Origin of the sequence: Kitasatospora sp. NPDC058406 (assembly GCF_042722765.1) — a bacterium.
Taxonomy (GTDB): domain Bacteria; phylum Actinomycetota; class Actinomycetes; order Streptomycetales; family Streptomycetaceae; genus Kitasatospora.
Map to the genome: position 1 here is coordinate 1 of NZ_JBHXKE010000104.1, position 19,696 is coordinate 19,696.

Genomic DNA, 19,696 nt, shown 5'->3' on the forward strand with positions numbered 1-19,696 from the left:
ACTTGGCCCGTAACGCGGTGATGGGCGGACGCACAGGCATGGTCCACCATCCCACCAACTCCACCAGAGCAAGCAGTAATTGAAATACAAGCCCTGGGCAAGGTCGGCAACTGCCAGATCGGCGTCAGTGTCCACGCGCTCTCCGACACCGCTTCCTGCCCGCTGTCCTGGCGGCTGTTCCTGCCGGAGTCCTGGGACGGGCCCGAGGCGGCCGCACGCAGGGCGGCCTGCCGGATCCCCGCGGACGCCCGCCACCGGCCGAAATGGCAGCTGGCCCTGGAGATGCTCGACGAACTCGCCTCCACCGGGCTGCGGCCCGCCGTGCTGGTCGCGGACGCCGCCTACGGGGCGAACGCCGACTTCCGCCACGGTCTGGAGGACCGCCGCCTGGCCTACGTGCTGCAGGCGAAGGGCGAGATGACCGCCCACCGGGAGGACGCCGAACCGTATCGGCCGCCCTACGGGGGCCTGGGCCCGCGGCCACTGCCGCGCTACCGCACCCGCCCGCTTCCGCTGCGCGAGCACGTGCTGGCCGCCGGACGCCGGGCCGGACGCAGCGTGACCTGGCGCAAGGGATCCAAAGCCGCGATGAGTGCGCACTTCGTCCTCCTGCGCGTCCGGCTCGCCGGACGGCGCCCCAAGCCCGCCGACGACGGCACCATCCCGCTCACCTGGCTGATCGCCCAGTGGCCGGAAGGCGAGGCGGAGCCGGTCAAGTACTGGATCTCGAACCTGCCCGCCGACATCCCCGCCAAGGACCTCGTCCGACTCGCGAAGTCACGCTGGCGGATCGAACACGACTACCGCGAGCTGAAGACCCGACTCGGCCTGGACCACTTCGAAGGCCGCTCCTGGATCGGCTGGCACCGCCACGTCACCCTCGTCAGCGCCGCCCACCTGTTCCTCACCGAACAGCGCACCCTCCCAAAAGTCCTGTCCAGGGCCTGACCTTCGGCCAGGCCCTGGACCTCCTCCAACACCTCGTCGCCACCTGGACCGGCACCTGCCCCACCTGCCGACAACCCACCCCATGGCAGACCTACGACACCACCTAACAAAGCACTACTAGGAGGTCTCACGTCAGCGCTGTCGCGGGATAGGCAAGGGGTCATGGCGGTGCCAGATCAGTGATCGATCTTCGCGGCGAAGCTTCGCAGATCCCCATTCCAGGCGGACCACATCGTCAGCCAGCGAGCAGGCGTAGGCGACGAGAACAAGCTTGGTGTCTGGCGAGAGGCGTGCGAGATCCGCATGAGGCTCGTCCTCAACTGCGGTGGATCAAGGGCGCCTTGGGGATCTCAGGGTGCACGGAGCGGGGAGTGCTACGTGGTGAGGCTGAGAGTGGGCTGGCGGGGACCGTCGGCTCGACCGAGTCCACCGCTGAGCCCTTCGATACCCGCCGCACTTCGGCGGCCATCCGAGGCCAGAGCCTGCAGAACGGTCGCCCGGGAGATTCCCAGCTTACGGGCCACCGTCCGGGTCAACAGGCCCTCGCCCCGGCGCAACCGGCGGATCTCAGTCCTGTTCTCCGCGCGAATCACCCTCGCTTCCTCGTGACTCCGGCACTGCTGAAGCCCGGATGATCACGAGACCGCCGATCGGCCCTCTTCTGATCCATTGTCCGTGGCCCTCATTTCAACCGTTGCCGACAGGGCAGGGCGTTCCGTCCTGGACCCGGTGCGCCGGCAGGTCCAGTCCGTGACCTTCCTGTATGCAGTCCTTGGTCCTCCCTCCCTCCCTCCGTGCGCTCGCGCAGGGGTGCGGTAGCGGCCGTATAGAGGGCTGCTGATAGCGAACCGGCAAGGCGGCTGTCGGTGGAACCCATTGATGCCTCCCTGATGACGCAGGCCGGCGATACTCATCGGTATGCCTATGGAGGCGAGTGCCCGCTTTTCGTGTACTGCACGCGGCTGTACATCCCTCTCTTCGCAAAAGTGACAGGCTAACTCAAACCGGACGATCTAGGCGGGGCTCGCATGGCAGCGGTACTTACCGAAGCAAGGGTGAACTTTCACAAGAATCTCATTGGCAGGAGCACTCTTTCTCTGTCGCATGATGGCGTGGCTTCGAATGCTGACGGCAGCCAGAATACTAGTAGGTCTATTGCGTTCAATATTGCGCAGGATCTTGGCGCCGAGATTATTCAGGAGAAGCTCAAGGGCCAGCGAGCTGGTAAGCAGTTCGAAGAGGCTGTGGAAGCCTTCCTGGTGGAGACCTTCCCGATGTTCCAGTCGCTCCGCCCGGGTGGCTGGATTGTCGAGAATGTCGGAGGCTCGCGCGCCGGATACCAGATCTCGAAGTATGAGCCATTTACTCACTTGGCTTCCCTTGCGACTGCCATTGAGCAAGACCGGACTCTGGCTTCGGTCCTGGGAAACTCTTATGAGATCAGCCCAGATATTCTGGTGCTGCGAAAGCCTGAGTCGGACGCGACGATCAACCGGGAGCGCGAACTCGTAGACGCGGAATCTGGCCAGTATGCTGTCATTAGGAGCGCCAATCAGGAGCGTTCCATCGTTCACGCGATAGTATCGTGCAAGTGGACGTTGCGTAGCGACCGTGCCCAGAACGCGCGCTCAGAGGCCTTGAACGTCATCCGGAATCGCAAGGGGCGCACGCCGCACATCGCGGTCGTCACAGGGGAACCGTCGCCCGCCAGGCTCGCATCTCTTGCCCTGGGAACTGGCGACATCGATACGGTCTACCATTTTGCCCTCCCGGAACTGATCAGGGCAGTAGAGAAAACGTGCAACGACGAGGCGAGCACAATGCTGCACACTTTGGTTGCGGGAAACCGTCTCCGTGACATCAGCGACCTTCCGCTAGACCTAGCTGTCTAGCCGCGCGCTGTGGAAAATTCGGGCGGACCGCTATGAACTTGAAAGGGTGAAGTTTGCGCGCTCGCCGGGCGTTGGGCGCTATGGGTGCCGGTAGCCGTGTGCTGCAAGGTGTGTTCTGCAGTTGTGCCCGATTGGCCGGGGGCATCTGCCGCCGCGGGCGACCTGGTGATATCGCATCGCCTCGTGTCGGGCTCGATCCAACCGTGGCAGCTGGATTACGTCGGCGCCGCGGCAACAGGGCCCTCACGGAGCCGTGCCCGTCTCAGCAGCCGGTTCGGCGGTCTACGCCTGTATGGTCGTGTGGGCTGGTCGGCTGCTGTCTGCGCCAGTCGGGCAGGACGCAGCTTGCCGTACCTGACCGAGCCACGTTCACTGTTCCCATCTGCCCCGGAGACCTGATGCCTGCCCCCGCCGCTCCTGACACCCTGGACCTGTTCGCTGGGCCCGGTGGCTGGTCGGAGGGTCTGCGCGCCCACCACGGGATTACTGACATCGGGATCGAGTGGGATGCTGCAGCCTGCCGGACGCGGGTCGCCGCCGGGCATCCGACTGTTCGTGCGGACGTGGCCCAGATCGCCACGGCGCCCATGGCCGGTCGCATCCGCCGCTTCATCGCATCTCCGCCGTGCCAGGCCTGGTCCCGGGCGGGTAAGCAACTGGGGCTCCGGGACCAGCCGCTGGTCCATCAGGCGATCGATGACCTCGCCAGAGACCGGGACACCCGGCCGCAGCTCCTTGCTGCGTGCCAGGACCCCCGCTCCCTGCTCGCCGCCGAGCCGATGCGTTACTTCCATGCCTTGCGGCCGGAGGACGCTGTCATGGAGGAGGTCCCTGATGCCCTCCCGCTGTTCCGCCACTACGCCGAGGTGCTCCGTGGATGGGGCTACAGCACCTGGTGCGGCAACCTGAACGCCGCCGACTTCGGCGTTCCGCAGAGCCGACGCCGCGCAATCCTCATCGCCTCGCGCATGCGTACCGCCCAGCCTCCCGAGCCCACGCACACCGAGCACGGCGAGGATGGCAACCTCTTCGGCGAGTCCCGGGCTTGTTGGGTCTCCATGGCGGAAGGCATCGGCTGGGGCGCCACCGACCGGCCTGCGCCCACCGTCACCGCCGGCGGCGGCAAGACCGGCGGTGCCGAGCCCTTTCCAACCCAGGCCCGCCGCGCTCTTGCCGATTCCCGCAGCCGAGGATGCTGGAAGAGCCGCGATGCGGCCTCGGACACAGCGCGCATCACCGTTCACGAGGCGGGCCTGCTGCAGTCCTTCCCCGGGGACTACCCGTGGCAGGGAACCCAGACGAAGCAGTATGAGCAGGCCGGCAACGCTGTGCCACCCCTGCTGGCCGCACACGTGGTTGCGGCGGCATTCGGCCTGCCCCAGCCGCGGACTGTGCCAGCGGTGACGGCAGCCTGATACGGCGGTCTGCGGAGCCGGAATGCTTGAGTCGGCGGAAAGCCGGATCGGGGCATTGCGCTTGTCGTCGCGGCAACGGTCGTAGGTGGTGGGCCCAAGCCTTGCAAGTAGCGGAGCCGACACCATGGGAGGGGCGCGCCTCCGTACTGCCAGTTCATCGTCGGTGTCAGCGATAACACCCGCGTTAGGCATCGCAGCATCGCCCAAAGCGTGTCCCTGCCCTGCTAGGACTCGCTCTCGTGTGTCACGGGTTACCCTGGGTGATGTCTCCAGGTGGACCGATCAGCTGCGGGAGACCCGCAAACCCTCCTCATTTGTCGTGGCGGACGCAGGTACGGCCTGCGAGTTCAGGTCGGTCCGCGGCCGTGCTGCCGCAGGATAGGCCCAGGTCCCCCACAGGGAGCAGCTCCGGGCACGGCGCATCAGGTTGATGTCCCGGCCCTTCCCGCCGCCGGTCTCCAGCTCGCCGGGTCAGTGCGAGGAGAACGGCACGCGTGTCCTCGTTCACATCGGCGCGTTGTGCAGGGGCGGGGCAGGATTCGGGCAACGTCGGCCGGTATGTCAGCGCCCCCAACTACACTGGCCGATCCACTGGGTCGCTTGTCCCCGGCGTGCCCCGCAGGTGAGGCTTGGGCTGGGGGATGGAGCGGCAAGATCACACCCGAAGGGAGGTAGCTAGTTTGTTCGATATTATGGCTGTTCTCAGCTCGACGCCTGGCGCCTCCCGTCCCGCAGGCTCGGCGCGCGTCGTACGGAGGAAGAATGTCTGCCCTTGAGGTTGTCGAGATCTGCGCAGGAGCAGGGGGGCAGGCCCTCGGCCTCGAACAGGCAGGATTCCAGCACAGGCTCGCTGTTGAGCTCGACCCCAACGCGTGCAAGACCCTCAAGCTCAACCGTCCGGAGTGGAAGGTTGCGGAGGGTGATGTCGCGGACGAGTCGGTCTGGGATCCCGAGGAGTACGACGGGGTCTCGCTACTGGCTGGCGGTGTGCCCTGCCCCCCATTCACTATTGCGGGAAAGCAGCTTGGTGCCACGGACGAGCGAGATCTATTCGCATGGGCAGTCCAGCTCGCCGGCCGTATCAAGCCCAAGGCGCTGATGCTGGAGAACGTGCGAGGTCTCAGTGCCAACCGCTTCTCCGCTTACCGGCAGCACGTTCTGGACACGCTTCGCGACTTCGGTTACGTGGGCGAGTGGCGGCTCCTCCAGGCATCCCAGTTCGGGGTGCCGCAGCTCCGGCCCAGGTTTGTCCTGGTGGCACTTCAGGATGAGTACGCCGACTACTTCCACTGGCCGGAACCTCAGGACGGACCTGCGCCCACCGTCGGCGAGACCTTGAAGGACCTTATGGCGGCCAATGGCTGGGGCGGTGCCGAGGCATGGGCTGCCAGGGCCGACAGCATTGCACCCACCATCGTCGGCGGTTCCAAGAAGCACGGAGGGGCAGACCTTGGTCCCTCCCGAGCCAAGGCTGCCTGGGAGGCGATGGGGGTCGACGCCTGGGGCATTGCCAACGAGGCGCCGCGGCCGGACTTCAAGCCGGCAGTGAGCAAGAAGGGCGAAGTCAGGGGTGGTCCGAAGCTGACCAGCCAGATGGCGGCACGGATCCAGGGCTTTACCGACGACTGGCAGTTCGCTGGAGCGAAGACCACCGGATACCGCCAGATCGGCAACGCCTTCCCGCCGCCGGTCGCCAAGGCGGTCGGGCTCTCCATCGCAAAGGCTCTCCGGAAGGAGGGCACCCCCCGTGAGCGGGTAGAGACCACCCATGACCCGGTGTACCGGCTCCTCCGCGGCAAGAGCGAAGCTATGACCGCAGAGCAGATCGTCGCCGCACTGGACAAGACGGGCGTCGTCATGGGCATGCACGACATCGAGCGACGCCTCTCTCACCTCGGCCGCGACTTCCATATCGAAGAGACAGAGGCCGGTCAGGACGGCGCCATGGCCTATCTGCTCCGCGACTTCAAGGCCTTCGTCGGACAAGAGGGCCATCAGCGACATGAGCTCTTCAAGGCCAACAAGGCCAAGATCAGCTGAGCACGATTGACTGACACCGCCCGCGGGCCTCAGCCCGCGGGCGGTTCTCTGGGCAAGGGCCCTGGCTTCCTGACTGCCGTAACCTCCTGCCGCCGCGTCACAACGGCAGGTACCCGCGTCCGCACATCCCGGGCACTCGGACACCCGCAGGGAACAGCGGCGCCGAGAGCCCGGGTGGCAGACTCGGCCGTGTGATCAGAGAGCCCGCCGAAGTGGCCATCGACAGTGACGGCCGAGTGGTATTGCCCCTCGGCCTGCTTGCGGAAGCCGGCCTTGATCCGGGCGCTCGGTTGCTCGCCTACTGCGACGGCGACGGCCGGATCGTTCTGCGCCGCGAATCCGACGCGATCCAGCATCTTCTGGACCACGGGGAATTCTGAACTGGCTATCGAGCCGACGCTTGCCACATGACCTGCCCGCCGCGCGAGCTACAGCCGGTAAGCGCTCACGTCCTCCGTACGGTCTCCGAACGACGCCGACGGACAGTGTCAACGACCAGAGCCGCGCACTCGGCTGGCAGCTGGTGCTCCCAGAAACGGAGCACCAGCCAGCCGGCCTCGGTCAGCTTCATGTCGGTGTCCCGGTCCCGTTGGACGTTCCGGTCAATCTTCTCGTTCCAGTAGTCCGGATTGGTCTTCGGCGGTACGAAGTGGACGGGGCACCCGTGCCAGAAGCACCCGTCGACGAAGACGGCCAACCGTGTGGGACGGAACAGGAGATCAGCCGTCCGCCGCATACCGGGCAGCGGCTTTGCCGCCACCCGGTACCGGAGCCCCTCCGCATGGACAAGGGAACGCAGCGCAAGCTCGGGGGACGTGTCCCGGCTCCGGATCGCTTGCATGTTGCGGCGCCTGCCAGCTGAAGAGGCCCATGATCCTTCCGGCGCAACCCACGCGGCAGCATCCACCCCTACCGCTCCCTCGGCTCCGGCAGCAGCGGAGCCTCGACGACCGGGTCGTTTTCCCGCGCTACCACCCACTTGACGCCCTCCAGTTCCGCCCACCGTGCGTCCGCATGCTCTAGAGTCCAGGGTGCCAGGCGGACGCTCACAGACTCGCCGGCACCCGGCACCGGCAGGCCGAGGCGCCTGGCCACCGCCTGGTGGTTCCCGTACTGCCCGAGAATCACGATTCCCTCCGGTCGGAGTGCCGAGCGGGAGCCGCCGTTGTACCGGATGCGCTTCATGAAGTCGTCCTGCTGCGCGACCGTGGCGACTACGCCGCGGGAGACAATACGGCCCTGCGTGCGCCGGAACAGCTCATGCACCCGCTGGGTGCCATACCGTGACGCGAAGATTGCGGCGATGTCCTTCTCAGACAAACGCAGCAGAATATTCTCGGGGAGCGGTGCATCCTCGAACAGCCAGTGAACGGCCGTCTTGCGGGCAGCGGCGGTGAGAGACCGCTTGCCGTCCCGGTTTCCTTCCTTCTTCGTAAGTACTTCCTCGGCGACCCGGAACAGTCCAGCTGACCATAGCCCGGCGTCATCACTTGCCCACACTCCGAGGCACAGGTGTCCCATCGCCTCCGGCGGGATCATCCAGCGGCCCAGGTCCTGGGAATACTTGCAGTCCACGTCGATGCCGTCGATCGAGTAGTCCATCTTGTCGCCGTCAGCGAAGTCGAAGGCGCGCTGGAGGTTGATCTCCACGAGGGTGCCGGCGTGCGTCTTCTCGGTCTTGTGGAGGTCCTCCCAGCGAAACCGGCCCGTGTGCTGGCCGTCGAGCAGCATGTCGAACGTGCGGCGAAGGGCCGCAGCGAAGATCCCACCGTGCGGGTCCGCCGCCAGGATTGCCTCGCGAACGCGGGTCAGCTCCGTGTCAGCGGCGGGCCCAGAAGGAGAGAGGGCGAACAGTGGGTCGGTCGGCGGCACATCAACTCATCTCTTCCGAAGGTGCGTCATCGATTGACGAGGAACTCTCGCCGATCGGCAGGCCGACTGAGTCGGCCTCGATCCGGTGCGTTTGGAATCCTTGTGTTACTTCGATCTGCATGCAAGCAGAAACCTGCGATTGAGCCGTGATGGCTTGAGGCGCTTGGGGGCTTCGCCGGTGCGCTGTGCCGCCCCTCGAAGGAGGCTGGGGGTTTGGAAGCCTTGCTACCGCGGGGTGCTGACGCCTGATAGAGGCTGACGATCAGTGCGGCAAAGCCAAGCCGCCCCATACCGGTCGCACTCTGATTGGTGCGCGGTGAGCACACTCCCACCCGCAGGGGGAGGCGGTACTAGTGGCACTCCCTCAGCGCCCCCTCTTGATCGCAGACAGTGATCAGCGCGCTAGCAGGTGTGCGTGGATGGCTTGCGCGAGTGCCCTGCCAAGGCCGACCGGGACAGCGTTCCCGATCTGGCGGGCGATCTCGATCTTGGTGCCGCACCACTTGTACGTGTCGGGGAACCCTTGGATGAGAGCTGCCTCGTAATGGGTGATCGGACGATGCCTCGTCGGGTGGAGGTAGCGGCCCTTCTCCGGCTTGAAGAACTCGGTGCGGATGGTGACGGCAGGCCGGTCCGGGTACAGCCGTCCCATCACGTCACCCGTTCCGGAGGTGTGGCGGTCCCAGCTTTCAGTTGAGAGGTAGACCTCATGACCGTGTATGAGGGCGTACTTTCCTTGCAGATTCCGGCGGTTGCCGCCTACTGGGATAGCTGCGTACCGGGCGAGCGAGAGAGGCTTGGGTGTACGCCCGATGTGAAGGTCGGTAGTCCGGAAGGCGCCGGGAACCTGGCGCCCGAGAGGAGCGCAGCTGAGCGGCGGCAGGTCGGTTCCGGTGATTTCCAGCCGGGCGGAGCGCTCGAATATGCCCGCCACGCTGACCCACGGGAGTCGCCCAGTGTCCTCCTCGGCGCTGAAGAGCGTGGCCTCCTGCAGCTTCACAGACTTCGCGTGGGTCGGCGCCGGGTGCAGCAGCTGCGGGATGTCCTTGCGGGTGCCGATGACGATGACACGCTTACGGGCTTGGGGGACACCGTAGTCAGCGGAGTTCACGATCTTCGTCGCAAGCTGGTAGTCGGCGAGAGCCCCGCCGGGTGCGGCGGCTTCCTGAAGCTGGGCGAACTCCGCAGAGACCAGGAAGCGGTCGACATTCTCCAGAACGAAGATCTTTGGGCGCACGATCTCTACCGTCCGCATGTACTCGCGCCACATCTCGTTGCGCGGGTCGTCAGCATGCTGTTTGCCCAGGCTGGAAAAGCCCTGGCAGGGAGGGCCGCCTGCGATCACGTCTGCCTGGTCGGCGTAGGGAGCCGGGTCGAAGTCGCGGATATCGCAAGCGTAGACACGCGCGCTTGGGTGGTTGACCGCGTAGGTGGCGGCGGCTGCACCGTCGAACTCGACTGCGGCGATCGACTCGAAGCGTGCTGGCGACGGATGGCCCTCGGAGTAGGAGTGGAACCCGGCAGTCAGACCGCCGCAGCCCGCGAAGAGGTCCATGACGGTGATGGGGTTCCTGGTGCTGGAGCCAGCGTGATCGGTGGAGGCCATGCCGGCGATCATAGAGGGCTGGACTGACAGCGGTCCCGGCTCAGTTGACGCGACCAGCCCCAGAACCCCCGAGTTGCTTCCTGGGCAAATCGTGGTTGAACGCCGCACGGTGCGTGCTGGAGCGCTGCCCGCGATGTCCGGGTGCGGTGATAGACCTTCAGGCATGACTGTGTCCGCCGCGGCCGAGCCGCGTGTCGCCTTCTCCGACCTTAGTTCCTCTGATCTTGTCGTTGACGCCCTCTATGCCGGCGGTCCGAACAGGAACGCTGGGGACGATCCGATCGCGAAGCTGGTGCCCGGGGTTGGCAACCAGGGCGGGTTCCGCCACTGCGGGTGGCCTGCCAAGGGCACCGTCCGTCTCTCCGTCCTCTACACCACCGGCGGCGAGATTGACTGGCCCGACCACCTCGACCAGGAGACCGGGACCTTCACGTACTACGGGGACAACCGCACCCCAGGCAAGGAGCTTCACGACACCCCCCGGCAGGGGAATTTGTTGCTCCGCGACGCGTTCTCCGCCTCGCACGGAACTGCGGAGGAGCGGGCGCAGCAGGTCCCGCCGGTTCTCCTGTTCGAGAAGGCCGCTGCCACCGGGCGGGACGTCCGGTTCCGGGGGCTGCTGGTCCCCGGCGGACCGACCATGGCGCCCGACGACGAGCTGGCAGCGGTGTGGCGGACGTCAGGCGGCCGACGGTTCCAGAACTACCGCGCTCGCTTCACCGTGCTGGACCACGCGCGGGTCCCGCGGTTGTGGCTCCGGCACGTGCTCAGCGGCGGCAATCCCCTCGACGGGGACTGTCCGCCCGCCTGGAAGAAGTGGGTGGAGACCCGCACATACACGCCCCTCCTGGCGCCGGCCACCAGCATTATCCGGTCTAAGGCCCAGCAGCTGCCGGACGACGTCCAGGGCGCAGCGATGCTCGGCGCCGTACGGGAGCACTTCCAGGGCAACCCGTATGGTTTCGAGTCGTGTGCGGTCGCTGTGTGGAGGCTGATCGCACCGGCCACGGGGCGGTGCGACGTGACCCGGCCAAGCCGCGACGGAGGACGCGATGCTGTCGGCGAGTACATCCTCGGCCCCCTCGCCGACCGCATCGCCATCGACTTCGCCCTCGAAGCCAAGTGCTATTCGGAGACCACCGCCGTAGGCGTCCGCGACGTCTCCCGCCTCATCTCGCGGCTGCGGCACCGCAACTTTGGGGTCTTCGTTACGACCTCATACTTCCACAAGCAGGTGCAAGAGGAAGTTCGCGAGGACGGACACCCGATAGCGCTCGTCTGCGGCCGAGACATCATCGATGCCCTGCGGCAGCACGGCTACAGCACCGTCGACGGGGTCCGGAACTGGCTCCGCCAGGCGTTCCCGAAGCCGTAGGCCAGGTTCAAATCCTGTCGCTCCGACTTTCTTTTCGAAGGCCAGCCGTTCCCACCGAATGGTGGGAACGGCCTTTTTGTTGGTGGTCGTTGGGCGGGTGCGTGGAGCAGCCGTGTTTCAGAGAGCCTGAAGCTGTTCGATGATCTGCATAGGGCTCTTCTCCAATGTGAACCAGTCGGCAACGACAATTCGGTTTGCGTCTTGAGTGAACGAGAGTGCAGCCTCCAGGGCAGGCTGAAGGTCGCCGCTCACCAACTCTGCTTCGCACATGTGAAGCGGATGCTTCGCGATCACAGCGTGGCGAAGTCCCCTGGACTCGAAAACCATCCCGGGCAGGTCCCCGTCGAGGAGGGTGCCCCTGAACATCTTCTGGAGGCCGGTCAGGGACCGGCGGGCGCGGTCGGCAGAGGTGCTGGCGAGGCCGCCGGAGATGACGGTCAGCAGGTCGCCGGCCAGCCGCCAGTCGAGCAGGGGGTGGTAGGCCATGTTGGAGTAGTCACGCAGACACCGGGGGCACGAGGAGGTGCAGATGGCAGCGTGTTCGGTCTGCCTGAGTGTGTCCAGGTAGGTATGGGCAGCCTGCATGTAGTCGGCAATGACCTGAGGGCTGCCCAGGTGGGTGCTGAAGCCTGCGCCGTTTTCCAGCGAATCGGCCAGGAAGGCGTAGGCGACATGACCATCCGGGTGCGGTCCGGGGTGGATCCCGGCGAGGAGCTCCTGCCTGCCGACGTCGAGAAACTGGGCGCCCGCGCTGCGCAGCAGGAATGCCAGCGAGTACCAGGCGGCCCGTCGGCCGTGGCTGATGTCGCTCCCGTAAGCGGGAGGAGCAGGGCTGAGGTTCAGCCGGTAGCCCTGAGCCTCGTCGACAGCGGAAGCGGGGCCGAGGAAGAAGAAGTCCGTGGGCAGGACGGCCCCGAGGGCCACCTGCACCTGGTCGCCATAACCGGGGACTGCGGCACCGGCGTCGATGTATCCGCCCCAGTCACCAGATGCACGGCGCAGTGAGAACAGGTCACCGTTGTTGTCGTTGATGATGTACCGGTCGCCGGGTCCGGAGTAGACGTGCGCCTCTTCCCAGGAAGTGAAACGGAGGGTTGAGAGGTCTGCGGCGGCCCGGGACGAGACAGTGTTCGGAGTCCAGGCGAAGACTCCGTCGAAGTCGCGCGGCTCGCTCGCGCGGAAGCCTGCGGGTTCGCGCATGTCGACGACACTGTAGTTGTCGGCCTTGCAGACCGGGCAGGGCCCCTCGCTGGACGGCGTTCTCTCGATGTGGTTGCAGAGCCGACACAGCCCCACGGCCCGGGGGTGCTCCAGTGGGTCCGCGACAGGCTTCGGGCGCCCGGGCGTGGGTTCGAACTCGGTGATGCCGGTGACGGTGAACACCTTGCCGTCCTTAACGACTTCGCCGCCGGGGGCGAACTGTGAAAGGGACATGGCGATGTCGCGGTCGATAGTCTCCCCGGGCGGCCAGGGAAACCTCCTGCGAGGGACTTCCAGGTAGAGCTGCCTGACACGGGTGGGAAAGCCGAACATGGGCAGCACGCCCGCATGCGCGAGCCGCTCGCTGAGCTCCTCAGCACCCGTGGGCTCGCCAGCCACTTCTGTGATGCGCTGCAGCAGGTTCTTCTGCCACCGGCTGCTGAAGATGTCGGTCGGTTGCAGTGGGGTAAAGGCGCTCAGGGCTTGCGCCGTTGCGGCCAGAGCACTGCCGTTCTGGTCGAGCCACTTCCGTACAGCGGGAAGGGCGCCAGCCCAGTCCCGGGCTGTGCCGAACTCGCCGTGCACGCTTCCTGAGCCGCCGTGATCCTCGAGGTCGCGGAACGCGAGGCGCAGAACCTCGGCGGCCAGGGCCCGTTCGAAGATTTCCGGACGTTCGAGGGTGAGATAGGGCGGCGGCGTGGGGTCATTGGTGATCGATGACGGGTTCGCGAAGTAGTGCTCGTCGTGGCTGCGTCCCCGGCACACAGTGAGGGCTACCGCAACGGGAGAGGACCGGCGGCCTGCGCGTCCTACCCGCTGCTGATAGTTGAAGCGGCTGGGCGGCATGTTGGCCATCAGGACGGCGGAGAGCGGCCCGATATCGACGCCGGCTTCCATGGTGGTGGTAACGGACAGGAGATCGATCTCGTCCACGAGCGGTACTTCGGGCGGGTCGCTGAGGAAGACCTGCTGGAAGCGGGCCTGGCGGGACTGCGCATCGAGGCGGTCGGTCTGGCCCGTGAGCTCGGCGCAGTTCAGGCGGAAGGCTGCGCGGCCGCTGGCGGCCTTCCAGGCGTAGTAGTCGCTCGCCCCGGGGTTCTCGTCCTGCTGGGGCTGGGCGGGGAGCTCGCTGTGGCACCGTGTGCAGGTTCCGGCACTTGGTGTGAGGTGGCGGCGGCCGCAGTGGCGGCACGTCCAGGAGTGGCCGGGAGAGGGCTGTACGGCTACTGCCCGGGGGGCAACGAGGTAGTCCCGCACTGTGCCGCTGCCCCAGGCGGCCTCGGCCGCAGTCTGCACGTCGTCTGGATGCCTGCCCTGGTGTTTGGCGACGCCTGCCCAGAACGCTTTGAGCTGTGCCGGGGGCTTGTCCCTGGGGTCTCGGAGGTCCGAGAAGCGGCGGAGTTGGGCGAGGATCCGCAGGCTTGCGCGGCCAAGCCCGTCGGGGTCCGGCATGGCCGGGGCGGGGATGATCGCGCCCAGGCCCAGCGATTCGATGTCGCGGCCAGCGCCGGAGAAGAGGGCTTCGAGGGTGTTCTCCAGGAGCCCGTGCTCCGAGCTGAGGGCGGCCTTCTGAGCCTCTGAGGTGCCTGCCCGGAGCGCAGGAGGCTGCTGCTCCCAGTCGAAGAGCTCGTGCCAGGCCAGGTTTCCGACCTGCTGCATACTCGGTTTCGGGCCAGCGGGGTTAACTCCCAGGGAGAGCAGACGCGTGTTGACGTGCACCCTGGCCAGGGAGTCGAGCGTCGGAGGAGATGAGAGCCGTGCTTCCGCTGCGGCCGCAGCAGCTTCATCGCCGTCCATCAGGGCCACGCGCAGCTCGTTCAGGTCGCTCCTGCTCCGTGCCCTGAGACGCTCAGCCGCGGCGGTACTTTCCTCGGACTGCCCCCGTGCGTGGGCACTGCGCACGATGGCCACATCTTCGGCGGCGGCAGCGGACTTGCCCAGTTCGTCCAGGGCAAGGAGCCGGACGAGGTCCTGGTAATGGCGCAGGCCCATGCCGGCGGAGAGTTTCGCAGCGTCCTGCCGACTGTCGGTGAAGACGATCAGCTTGCGGTCGGCAGGGTCGGCGAACTGTTCAGCCAGCTCGTCCGACAGCACCTGGTTGATCTTCTCGAAGCCGGTCCTCATCGTCCGTACAGGCGACGTCAGCCGTGTGGCGTCCGTGATGGACCGGCGCTCGCCGCGCTTGGTATAGATGCGCTCCCAGTCGGCTCCGCAGCAAGGGCTGCGCGTGGGGAAGGGCGGGAAGGCGGAGAGCGCGTGTCTGGGCTTGCCGGTCGTCTTGTCGGCAGGCGTGCTCACATGGAAGCTCCAGCCAGTGGCCCCGGCCTCCCTGTTGCGGAGGGTTCCGCTGGCCGGATCGTAGATGCTGCGCCGGAAGGCGAATGTGACACTGCCGTGGTCTGCATTCCACGTAGCGTCATCGTCGGCCCGCTGGGGACTAGTGGAGGGCCAGTAGACGATGTAGTTCGCCGCCGTGCGGTCTTTGCCCATCTGGTCGGGGATACGGGAGAGGTCGGGGCTGTCGGGCAGCAGGACAGAACTGAAGAGTCCGCCTCCGGTGGCGCGCTGCGGCGCATAGCCGCCGAGCATCGCCTCGCCGCAGGACTGGCAGTAGAGCAGCTCCAGAACACGGGAGCCGCAGTCGCAGGACGTGCGCGGGACGGAGTAGATCCTGCCGATGGACCGTTCGGCGTGCCGGAAAGAGACAGGCACCTCGGGGCACTGGCGGTCGGAGCAGGCCCACATGCCCGCGACGTTGCGGAAGAATAGGTGGATGCGGATCTTGGGCAGACCGCTGGCCCCGGCTTCGGCTGCGGCGCGGATGGCAGCTGCCGTTCCGTGCAGGGCCAGGCCGGCCTCCTCCCTGCTGCTGGCAGGGAACAGCTTCCTGGCCAGGGCGTCTGAGGCCATTGAGGGGGCAGACGGCGCGCTCGATCCGGCGCCGAGTGCGCTGGCGAGCGCCTCCGCCGCCCCGGTCGTGGTGAGCAGCTGCGTGCCCTCAGCCGGATCGGGTTCAGCGCGGGCATACCCCGCAAGTGTGGAAGCCGACGCGGAAATGTCCCCGGGACCGCAGGCGCGCGCTGCGGCTTCACCGGGAATGAAATGGAAGGAGTTCTCTTCAGCGGCGAAGAACTCCTGGAGGAAGCGGCGGTCCGTGTCACGCGTCTCGTCCAGGGAGGCGGACGCGGCGAGGATACGGAGCTTCTCGGGACGCTGACTCAGCCCGAGCCGGTGAACGAGATTGCGGATCAGATAGGCGGTCTCGGTGCCCTGCGTGCCCCGGTACATGTGGAGCTCGTCCAGTACCAGGGTGAACCGGGCGTCGTTGTGCGAGTCCAGCCACTGTGCCGTGCTTCGGAAGAAGTCTTCGTCGCGGCTGCGCTGGAGCATCACGTTGAGCATGGAGTAGTTGGTGATCAGGATATCGGGGGACGCGTCGTACATGTCCCACCTGCTGGGCATCTCCGCGCCGTCCAGGCGGGGGGCGAAGTAGCGGATGTCCTCGTTGCCGCGCTCTTCGGCTGCCTTGCGGGCGCGCTCGCCGCGGGCGGCGGTGGCCTTCAGGTAGGTTCGCAGCTCGTCGACGGCGTAGCGCTGGTCCGGACGGCCGGTCACGGGGGTGCTGCCAGTGAAGCGCCCGAAGTAGAAGCGGTGGCCCTGACGGTGCTCGTCAAGCCACTCACGGACCGGATCGCTGTCCAGGGCACGCCGGAGCCTGACGAGCTGGTCATCGACGAGCGCGTTCATCGGGTAGAGGATCATCGCCCGGACAGCAGGAAGATGTCCGGTCTCGCCTTTCCGCTGCGGGCTGTAGTCCGCTGAGGCCTGTTCCCACCACCGGCTGGCCACGGCGGGGGCACCTTTCCAATCCCGTGACTCGTGCAGCAGATCAGCCAGGATGGGCAGTAGAAATGCTTCGGTTTTCCCGGATCCGGTGCCCGCGGTGATCACCGCGTTCTTCCCAGCTGCCCTGGTGGCCGACAGAGCCCGTTCCTGGTGGGTGTATAGCTTCATGCCCTTCTCGAAGAGCCCGCGTTCAGCGAATTCCGCCAGCTCGGCAGGGGCTCCGGCAGCCTTGGCTGATTCGGCGATGCTGTGCCCTGTGAGGGCGTACTCCGGCCGGAGCTCGACAAAGGGATCGGCGAAGACCCCGCCGGGCCGGTCGAGCAGGGCCCGGCGCTCGGCCTGGAGGGCGTCATCCCGGAGCCGGAAGGCGGTGTCGTAGTAGCGCAGGTAGGCCTCGACCAGTGCTTTGTGTGTCGTGAAGGCGTCCAGGCCGGGCAGGGGGGTGCTCATGCAGTCTCCAAGCGGCGGTGCAGAGTGCGGGCAATGCGGTCGGCGATGGAAAGGGGGACTCCGTCGTAGTGCTCCGAGTCCGGTGTGCGCAGGCTCGCGAGCCCTGAGCACAGGACGGCTGCCCGTTCCTGGGCCCGCGGCAGCGGGGCCCGGCGGTCGACAGTCATGCGTCCTACGGTGCTGCGCCCTGCATTCCCGGCTCTGGAATCGGCCCTCCAGCGCAGAGGGAAAGCTGACGGACGGAGGACATGATGAATGCCCGTCCTCCGGTCGTCGACACTGTGCCAGGTCTGTTCTGGGAGCGCGGGGGACGTGTGAGCGCGGCCAGGCGCCGTCTGGCGCGCGGGCTCGCGCAGGAGCGCGTAGCGGTGTAACTGGCCGAACTGCGTGAATCGGTACAGGCCGGGTTCGGGCCTGCGGCTCAGGACGCCGACGGGGCGGAACTGGCCGGTGGCGGGATCGAGCCGGTCGGCTGGGCTGTCGTGTGCCGGAGGTGACGTCACTGGCCCCGGGGCAAGAGCGCTGAGAGACCGGGCCGCAGACTCAGCCGCGCACGGGGCGACCATGGCACCGGCGGACGCGGCGAACTCATGGAGGCCGGACAGGTCCGTGTACTGCAGCCACAAGACGGTGGGCAGTGGTATCCCGGATTCATCGGGCTGCTGCGGCACGGCCACCGCCCCCCGCTTTTGGTAGAACGCCGGGCCGGCGGGCCGGGCACCGGCGAGCAGGGCGGTCTGGATGCCTCCGGGCAGGTCTGTGACCTCGCAAGGGTTCGTATTCCACCGGCCGCTGCGCCAGTCGATGGTGACGGTGCCGAGTGCCTCGATGCGGCTGAGCCACCGGGTGGCGGACTTCCTCTCACGGCCGCTGGCCCATGACGCGTCCCGGATGAGCGCGGCAAGGGATCCGTTGCCCTGTTCCGCCATCCAGGAGATGAAGAGATCCGGGTCAAACACGGGTGAATCCCCCTCGCGGGAACTGGCTCAGGGCAGCTTCCCGGTAGCGCTTCCACAGGGTGGCGTGGGGGAGCCCAGTCAGGCTGACCAGAACGACCTTGCTCCAGAAGTCCTTGGCGGATTTGCTCAGGGTCCCGAAGTCCGGATCCTGTGGCCGCAGCAGTGTGACGGCGGGTGTCCCAATCCCGGGAATGGCCACCAGCCAGACGGACTCGGGCGGGACGGGTACGCGTGCTGTTCCGCCGCCGCAGAGAACGGGCGCGCGCTCACTCCACCAAGCGGGCTCCGGAGGCCGACGGATGGTCAGGAAGTGGCCCTGAGCCGTGAGGAAGCGCACATCTCCGTCCAGCGGGACCGTGACGGTCCCGGAATGGGTGCTGGGTACGGGGCCAGCCGACCCGTCTGACGGGGGCTCCGCTGCCTCTACCAGGTAGAAGTCGGTGACCATGCCGTCGGCGGCAAGCTCGTGCGGTCCCGGGGCGAGACCTTTGTCCCGCAACACCACCAGGCCTTCAGCGGGGACCGCCAGGGGCTGGCCGTCCAGAGTGACCAGTCCGGCTTCGCGGACTTCCTGGGGGACCACCACATCGGGTTCCGCGCCGAGCAGAAAGAGCGAGCGGTGCTGCCACTCCCGTTTGACAAGCAGTCCGTTGCGGAGGCTGAGCCGGTGTCCCGGAACATGGCGGATGTTCCGGATGCCGGACCGCTCCAGAGCTCTCCTGAGCGCCAGTTCGTCAGTGAAACGCAGTTCGGGGGTGAGCTTCCAGCCCGGGAGCGGGGCGGCTTCGGGGTGGTACCACCGCTGGCCGGCATCGGCCAGGAGACTCTGGAGGGGACCCTGGCCAGACTTGGTGAACAGGAATACGTAGGACTCGAAAACGGTCAGTCCGTCAGTTTCCGTCCAGCCTCCTGCAATGGGGTCTTCGCGCAGTGCCAGGACATCGCGGCTGCTCTCGACACGCACTCTGGTCCTCGCTCCGCGTGCGGTGAGCCCGTGCCGGAGAGCCTGCGCCAGATCAGGTACCGCCCCGGAGAGTGTGTAAGCCCGGTGCGAGGCACCCAGAGCGAGCTCCAGTGTTCCGCCGGAGTGCTGGAGGCGGTCGCGGTCCACACCGTCCACAGCCTCCGCGTGCCAGCGCATCTCCCATCCCATGAAATCCGCATCGAGAACAACGCGCAGCGGCACTTGGGACAGGCCGCTGGCGCTTCGGTCCAGGGCGGTAGTCCCGTCCCAGTTCGCGAGCAGGGTGACCAGCAGAGGCTTCAGGAGGCCGCTTTCGGCAGAAGCGTGGAGCGTCTGGCGGAGCGTCTGGGACAGGCCCTCCGGGTTGATGATGCTCCACTGCTTGAGTGCCTCCAGCAGCCGTGTACCGTCCACTGGCTGACCGGGAGACAGGCTGGCCGCTTGGAAGAACCGTTGCAGGGCCGCGTGATCCGAGGCTCTGATAAGAGCCTGCGACTGGGCGTAGCCGATCTTGCTGTAGGTGGGGTTCTCCTTGATCGTGCTGAGGCCGCGCGCCCCGCCCTGCTCCCGGAGCCACTCGTCCAGGCAGACCCACTGGTCGACGACGGCGCCGTAGTGGCTTTCGAGCGGCTTCCGGTGACGTCCCCCGCTGTCCCAGCGAGGCTGGAGCACTTCAGCGAGACGTGCGTAGTACGCGGGAGCCCCGGGGCCGGCTTCGGTCCGCTGCATATTGGCGGCCGCCAGGACAGCTGCTGCCAGGAGCGGAAGGCTGGGGGGCGGATCTTCGCGCATCCCTCGCCTCCACGTGCGGCAGCGGTCTACAACCGGCGAGTATGGGTTCCCATGCCAGGCGAGCACGGAGCTGACCGCGGCACCGAGCTCTTCAACCTCAGCCCCGCCCTGCAGATCGCACAGCTCTGTGCTGTTGATGAAGAAAAGGACCGGCCTATTCCTCTGCTGCTCGCCGAAGAACACAGTGGCCAGGCGGTCCTGCCACCATTCGAATGCGGCCCAGCGGCTGTCGGTCCGGTCGCCGGACCGCGCGCTCACCTGTCGCCTCCGTGGCAGGTTCCGGTCTCGGCGGCTGGACCTCTGGTCCGGCTCCGCGCAGGCAGCACAACGACCGCGC

At 66.9% G+C, this 19,696-nt stretch carries 12 protein-coding genes; 6 read left to right on the forward strand and 6 right to left on the reverse strand.

The window, feature by feature from the left end; genetic code table 11:
* Positions 1–93 precede the first annotated feature (93 nt).
* From ACFWOG_RS21255 to ACFWOG_RS21275, 5 genes are all read left to right on the forward strand, one after another.
* Positions 94–948 (forward strand): IS701 family transposase, encoded by an 855-nt coding sequence (locus tag ACFWOG_RS21255; RefSeq protein WP_380360275.1) that lies wholly within the window; start codon positions 94–96, stop codon positions 946–948.
* Positions 949–2,003: 1,055 nt separating this feature from the next.
* Positions 2,004–2,840 (forward strand): NgoMIV family type II restriction endonuclease, encoded by an 837-nt coding sequence (locus ACFWOG_RS21260; protein ID WP_233290113.1) that lies wholly within the window; start codon positions 2,004–2,006, stop codon positions 2,838–2,840.
* A gap of 398 nt (positions 2,841–3,238) precedes the next feature.
* Entirely contained in the window at positions 3,239–4,255 is a 1,017-nt protein-coding gene (locus tag ACFWOG_RS21265) for a DNA cytosine methyltransferase (protein ID WP_380360248.1), read from the forward strand.
* Positions 4,256–5,017: 762 nt separating this feature from the next.
* Positions 5,018–6,295 (forward strand): DNA cytosine methyltransferase, encoded by a 1,278-nt coding sequence (locus ACFWOG_RS21270; RefSeq protein ID WP_380360250.1) that lies wholly within the window; start codon positions 5,018–5,020, stop codon positions 6,293–6,295.
* 191 nt (positions 6,296–6,486) lie between these two features.
* Positions 6,487–6,675, forward strand: coding sequence for a hypothetical protein (locus ACFWOG_RS21275; RefSeq protein ID WP_380360252.1), 189 nt, complete (start codon positions 6,487–6,489; stop codon positions 6,673–6,675).
* A gap of 65 nt (positions 6,676–6,740) precedes the next feature.
* On the opposite strand, the gene ACFWOG_RS21280 is transcribed toward ACFWOG_RS21275, so the two are convergent.
* From ACFWOG_RS21280 to ACFWOG_RS21290, 3 genes are all read right to left on the reverse strand, one after another.
* The gene (locus ACFWOG_RS21280) at positions 6,741–7,136 is read right to left on the reverse strand and encodes a very short patch repair endonuclease (protein WP_380360254.1); all 396 of its coding nucleotides are present in this window, start codon (positions 7,134–7,136) and stop codon (positions 6,741–6,743) included.
* 68 nt (positions 7,137–7,204) lie between these two features.
* The gene (locus tag ACFWOG_RS21285) at positions 7,205–8,167 is read right to left on the reverse strand and encodes a NaeI family type II restriction endonuclease (protein ID WP_380360256.1); all 963 of its coding nucleotides are present in this window, start codon (positions 8,165–8,167) and stop codon (positions 7,205–7,207) included.
* 394 nt (positions 8,168–8,561) lie between these two features.
* Positions 8,562–9,773, reverse strand: a complete 1,212-nt coding sequence (locus tag ACFWOG_RS21290) for a DNA cytosine methyltransferase (protein WP_380360257.1) — start codon at positions 9,771–9,773, stop codon at positions 8,562–8,564.
* A 163-nt stretch (positions 9,774–9,936) separates the two neighbouring features.
* Here ACFWOG_RS21290 and ACFWOG_RS21295 point away from each other — a divergent pair, with 163 nt between their 5' ends.
* Positions 9,937–11,148, forward strand: a complete 1,212-nt coding sequence (locus tag ACFWOG_RS21295) for a restriction endonuclease (RefSeq protein WP_380360259.1) — start codon at positions 9,937–9,939, stop codon at positions 11,146–11,148.
* A 117-nt stretch (positions 11,149–11,265) separates the two neighbouring features.
* Here the strand turns inward: ACFWOG_RS21295 and ACFWOG_RS21300 are convergent, their stop codons facing one another.
* The 3 genes from ACFWOG_RS21300 to ACFWOG_RS21310 are packed head-to-tail and all read right to left on the reverse strand — an operon-like array spanning position 11,266 to position 19,617.
* Positions 11,266–16,644 (reverse strand): DEAD/DEAH box helicase, encoded by a 5,379-nt coding sequence (locus ACFWOG_RS21300; RefSeq protein ID WP_380360261.1) that lies wholly within the window; start codon positions 16,642–16,644, stop codon positions 11,266–11,268.
* Positions 16,641–17,603: a hypothetical protein gene (locus ACFWOG_RS21305; RefSeq protein WP_380360263.1), complete on the reverse strand. Its 963-nt coding sequence runs from the start codon at positions 17,601–17,603 to the stop codon at positions 16,641–16,643. Before ACFWOG_RS21305 ends, ACFWOG_RS21300 begins: the two co-directional genes overlap by 4 nt.
* The gene (locus ACFWOG_RS21310) at positions 17,596–19,617 is read right to left on the reverse strand and encodes a hypothetical protein (RefSeq protein ID WP_380360265.1); all 2,022 of its coding nucleotides are present in this window, start codon (positions 19,615–19,617) and stop codon (positions 17,596–17,598) included. The genes ACFWOG_RS21305 and ACFWOG_RS21310 overlap by 8 nt, the downstream gene beginning before the upstream one ends.
* Positions 19,618–19,696 lie beyond the last annotated feature (79 nt).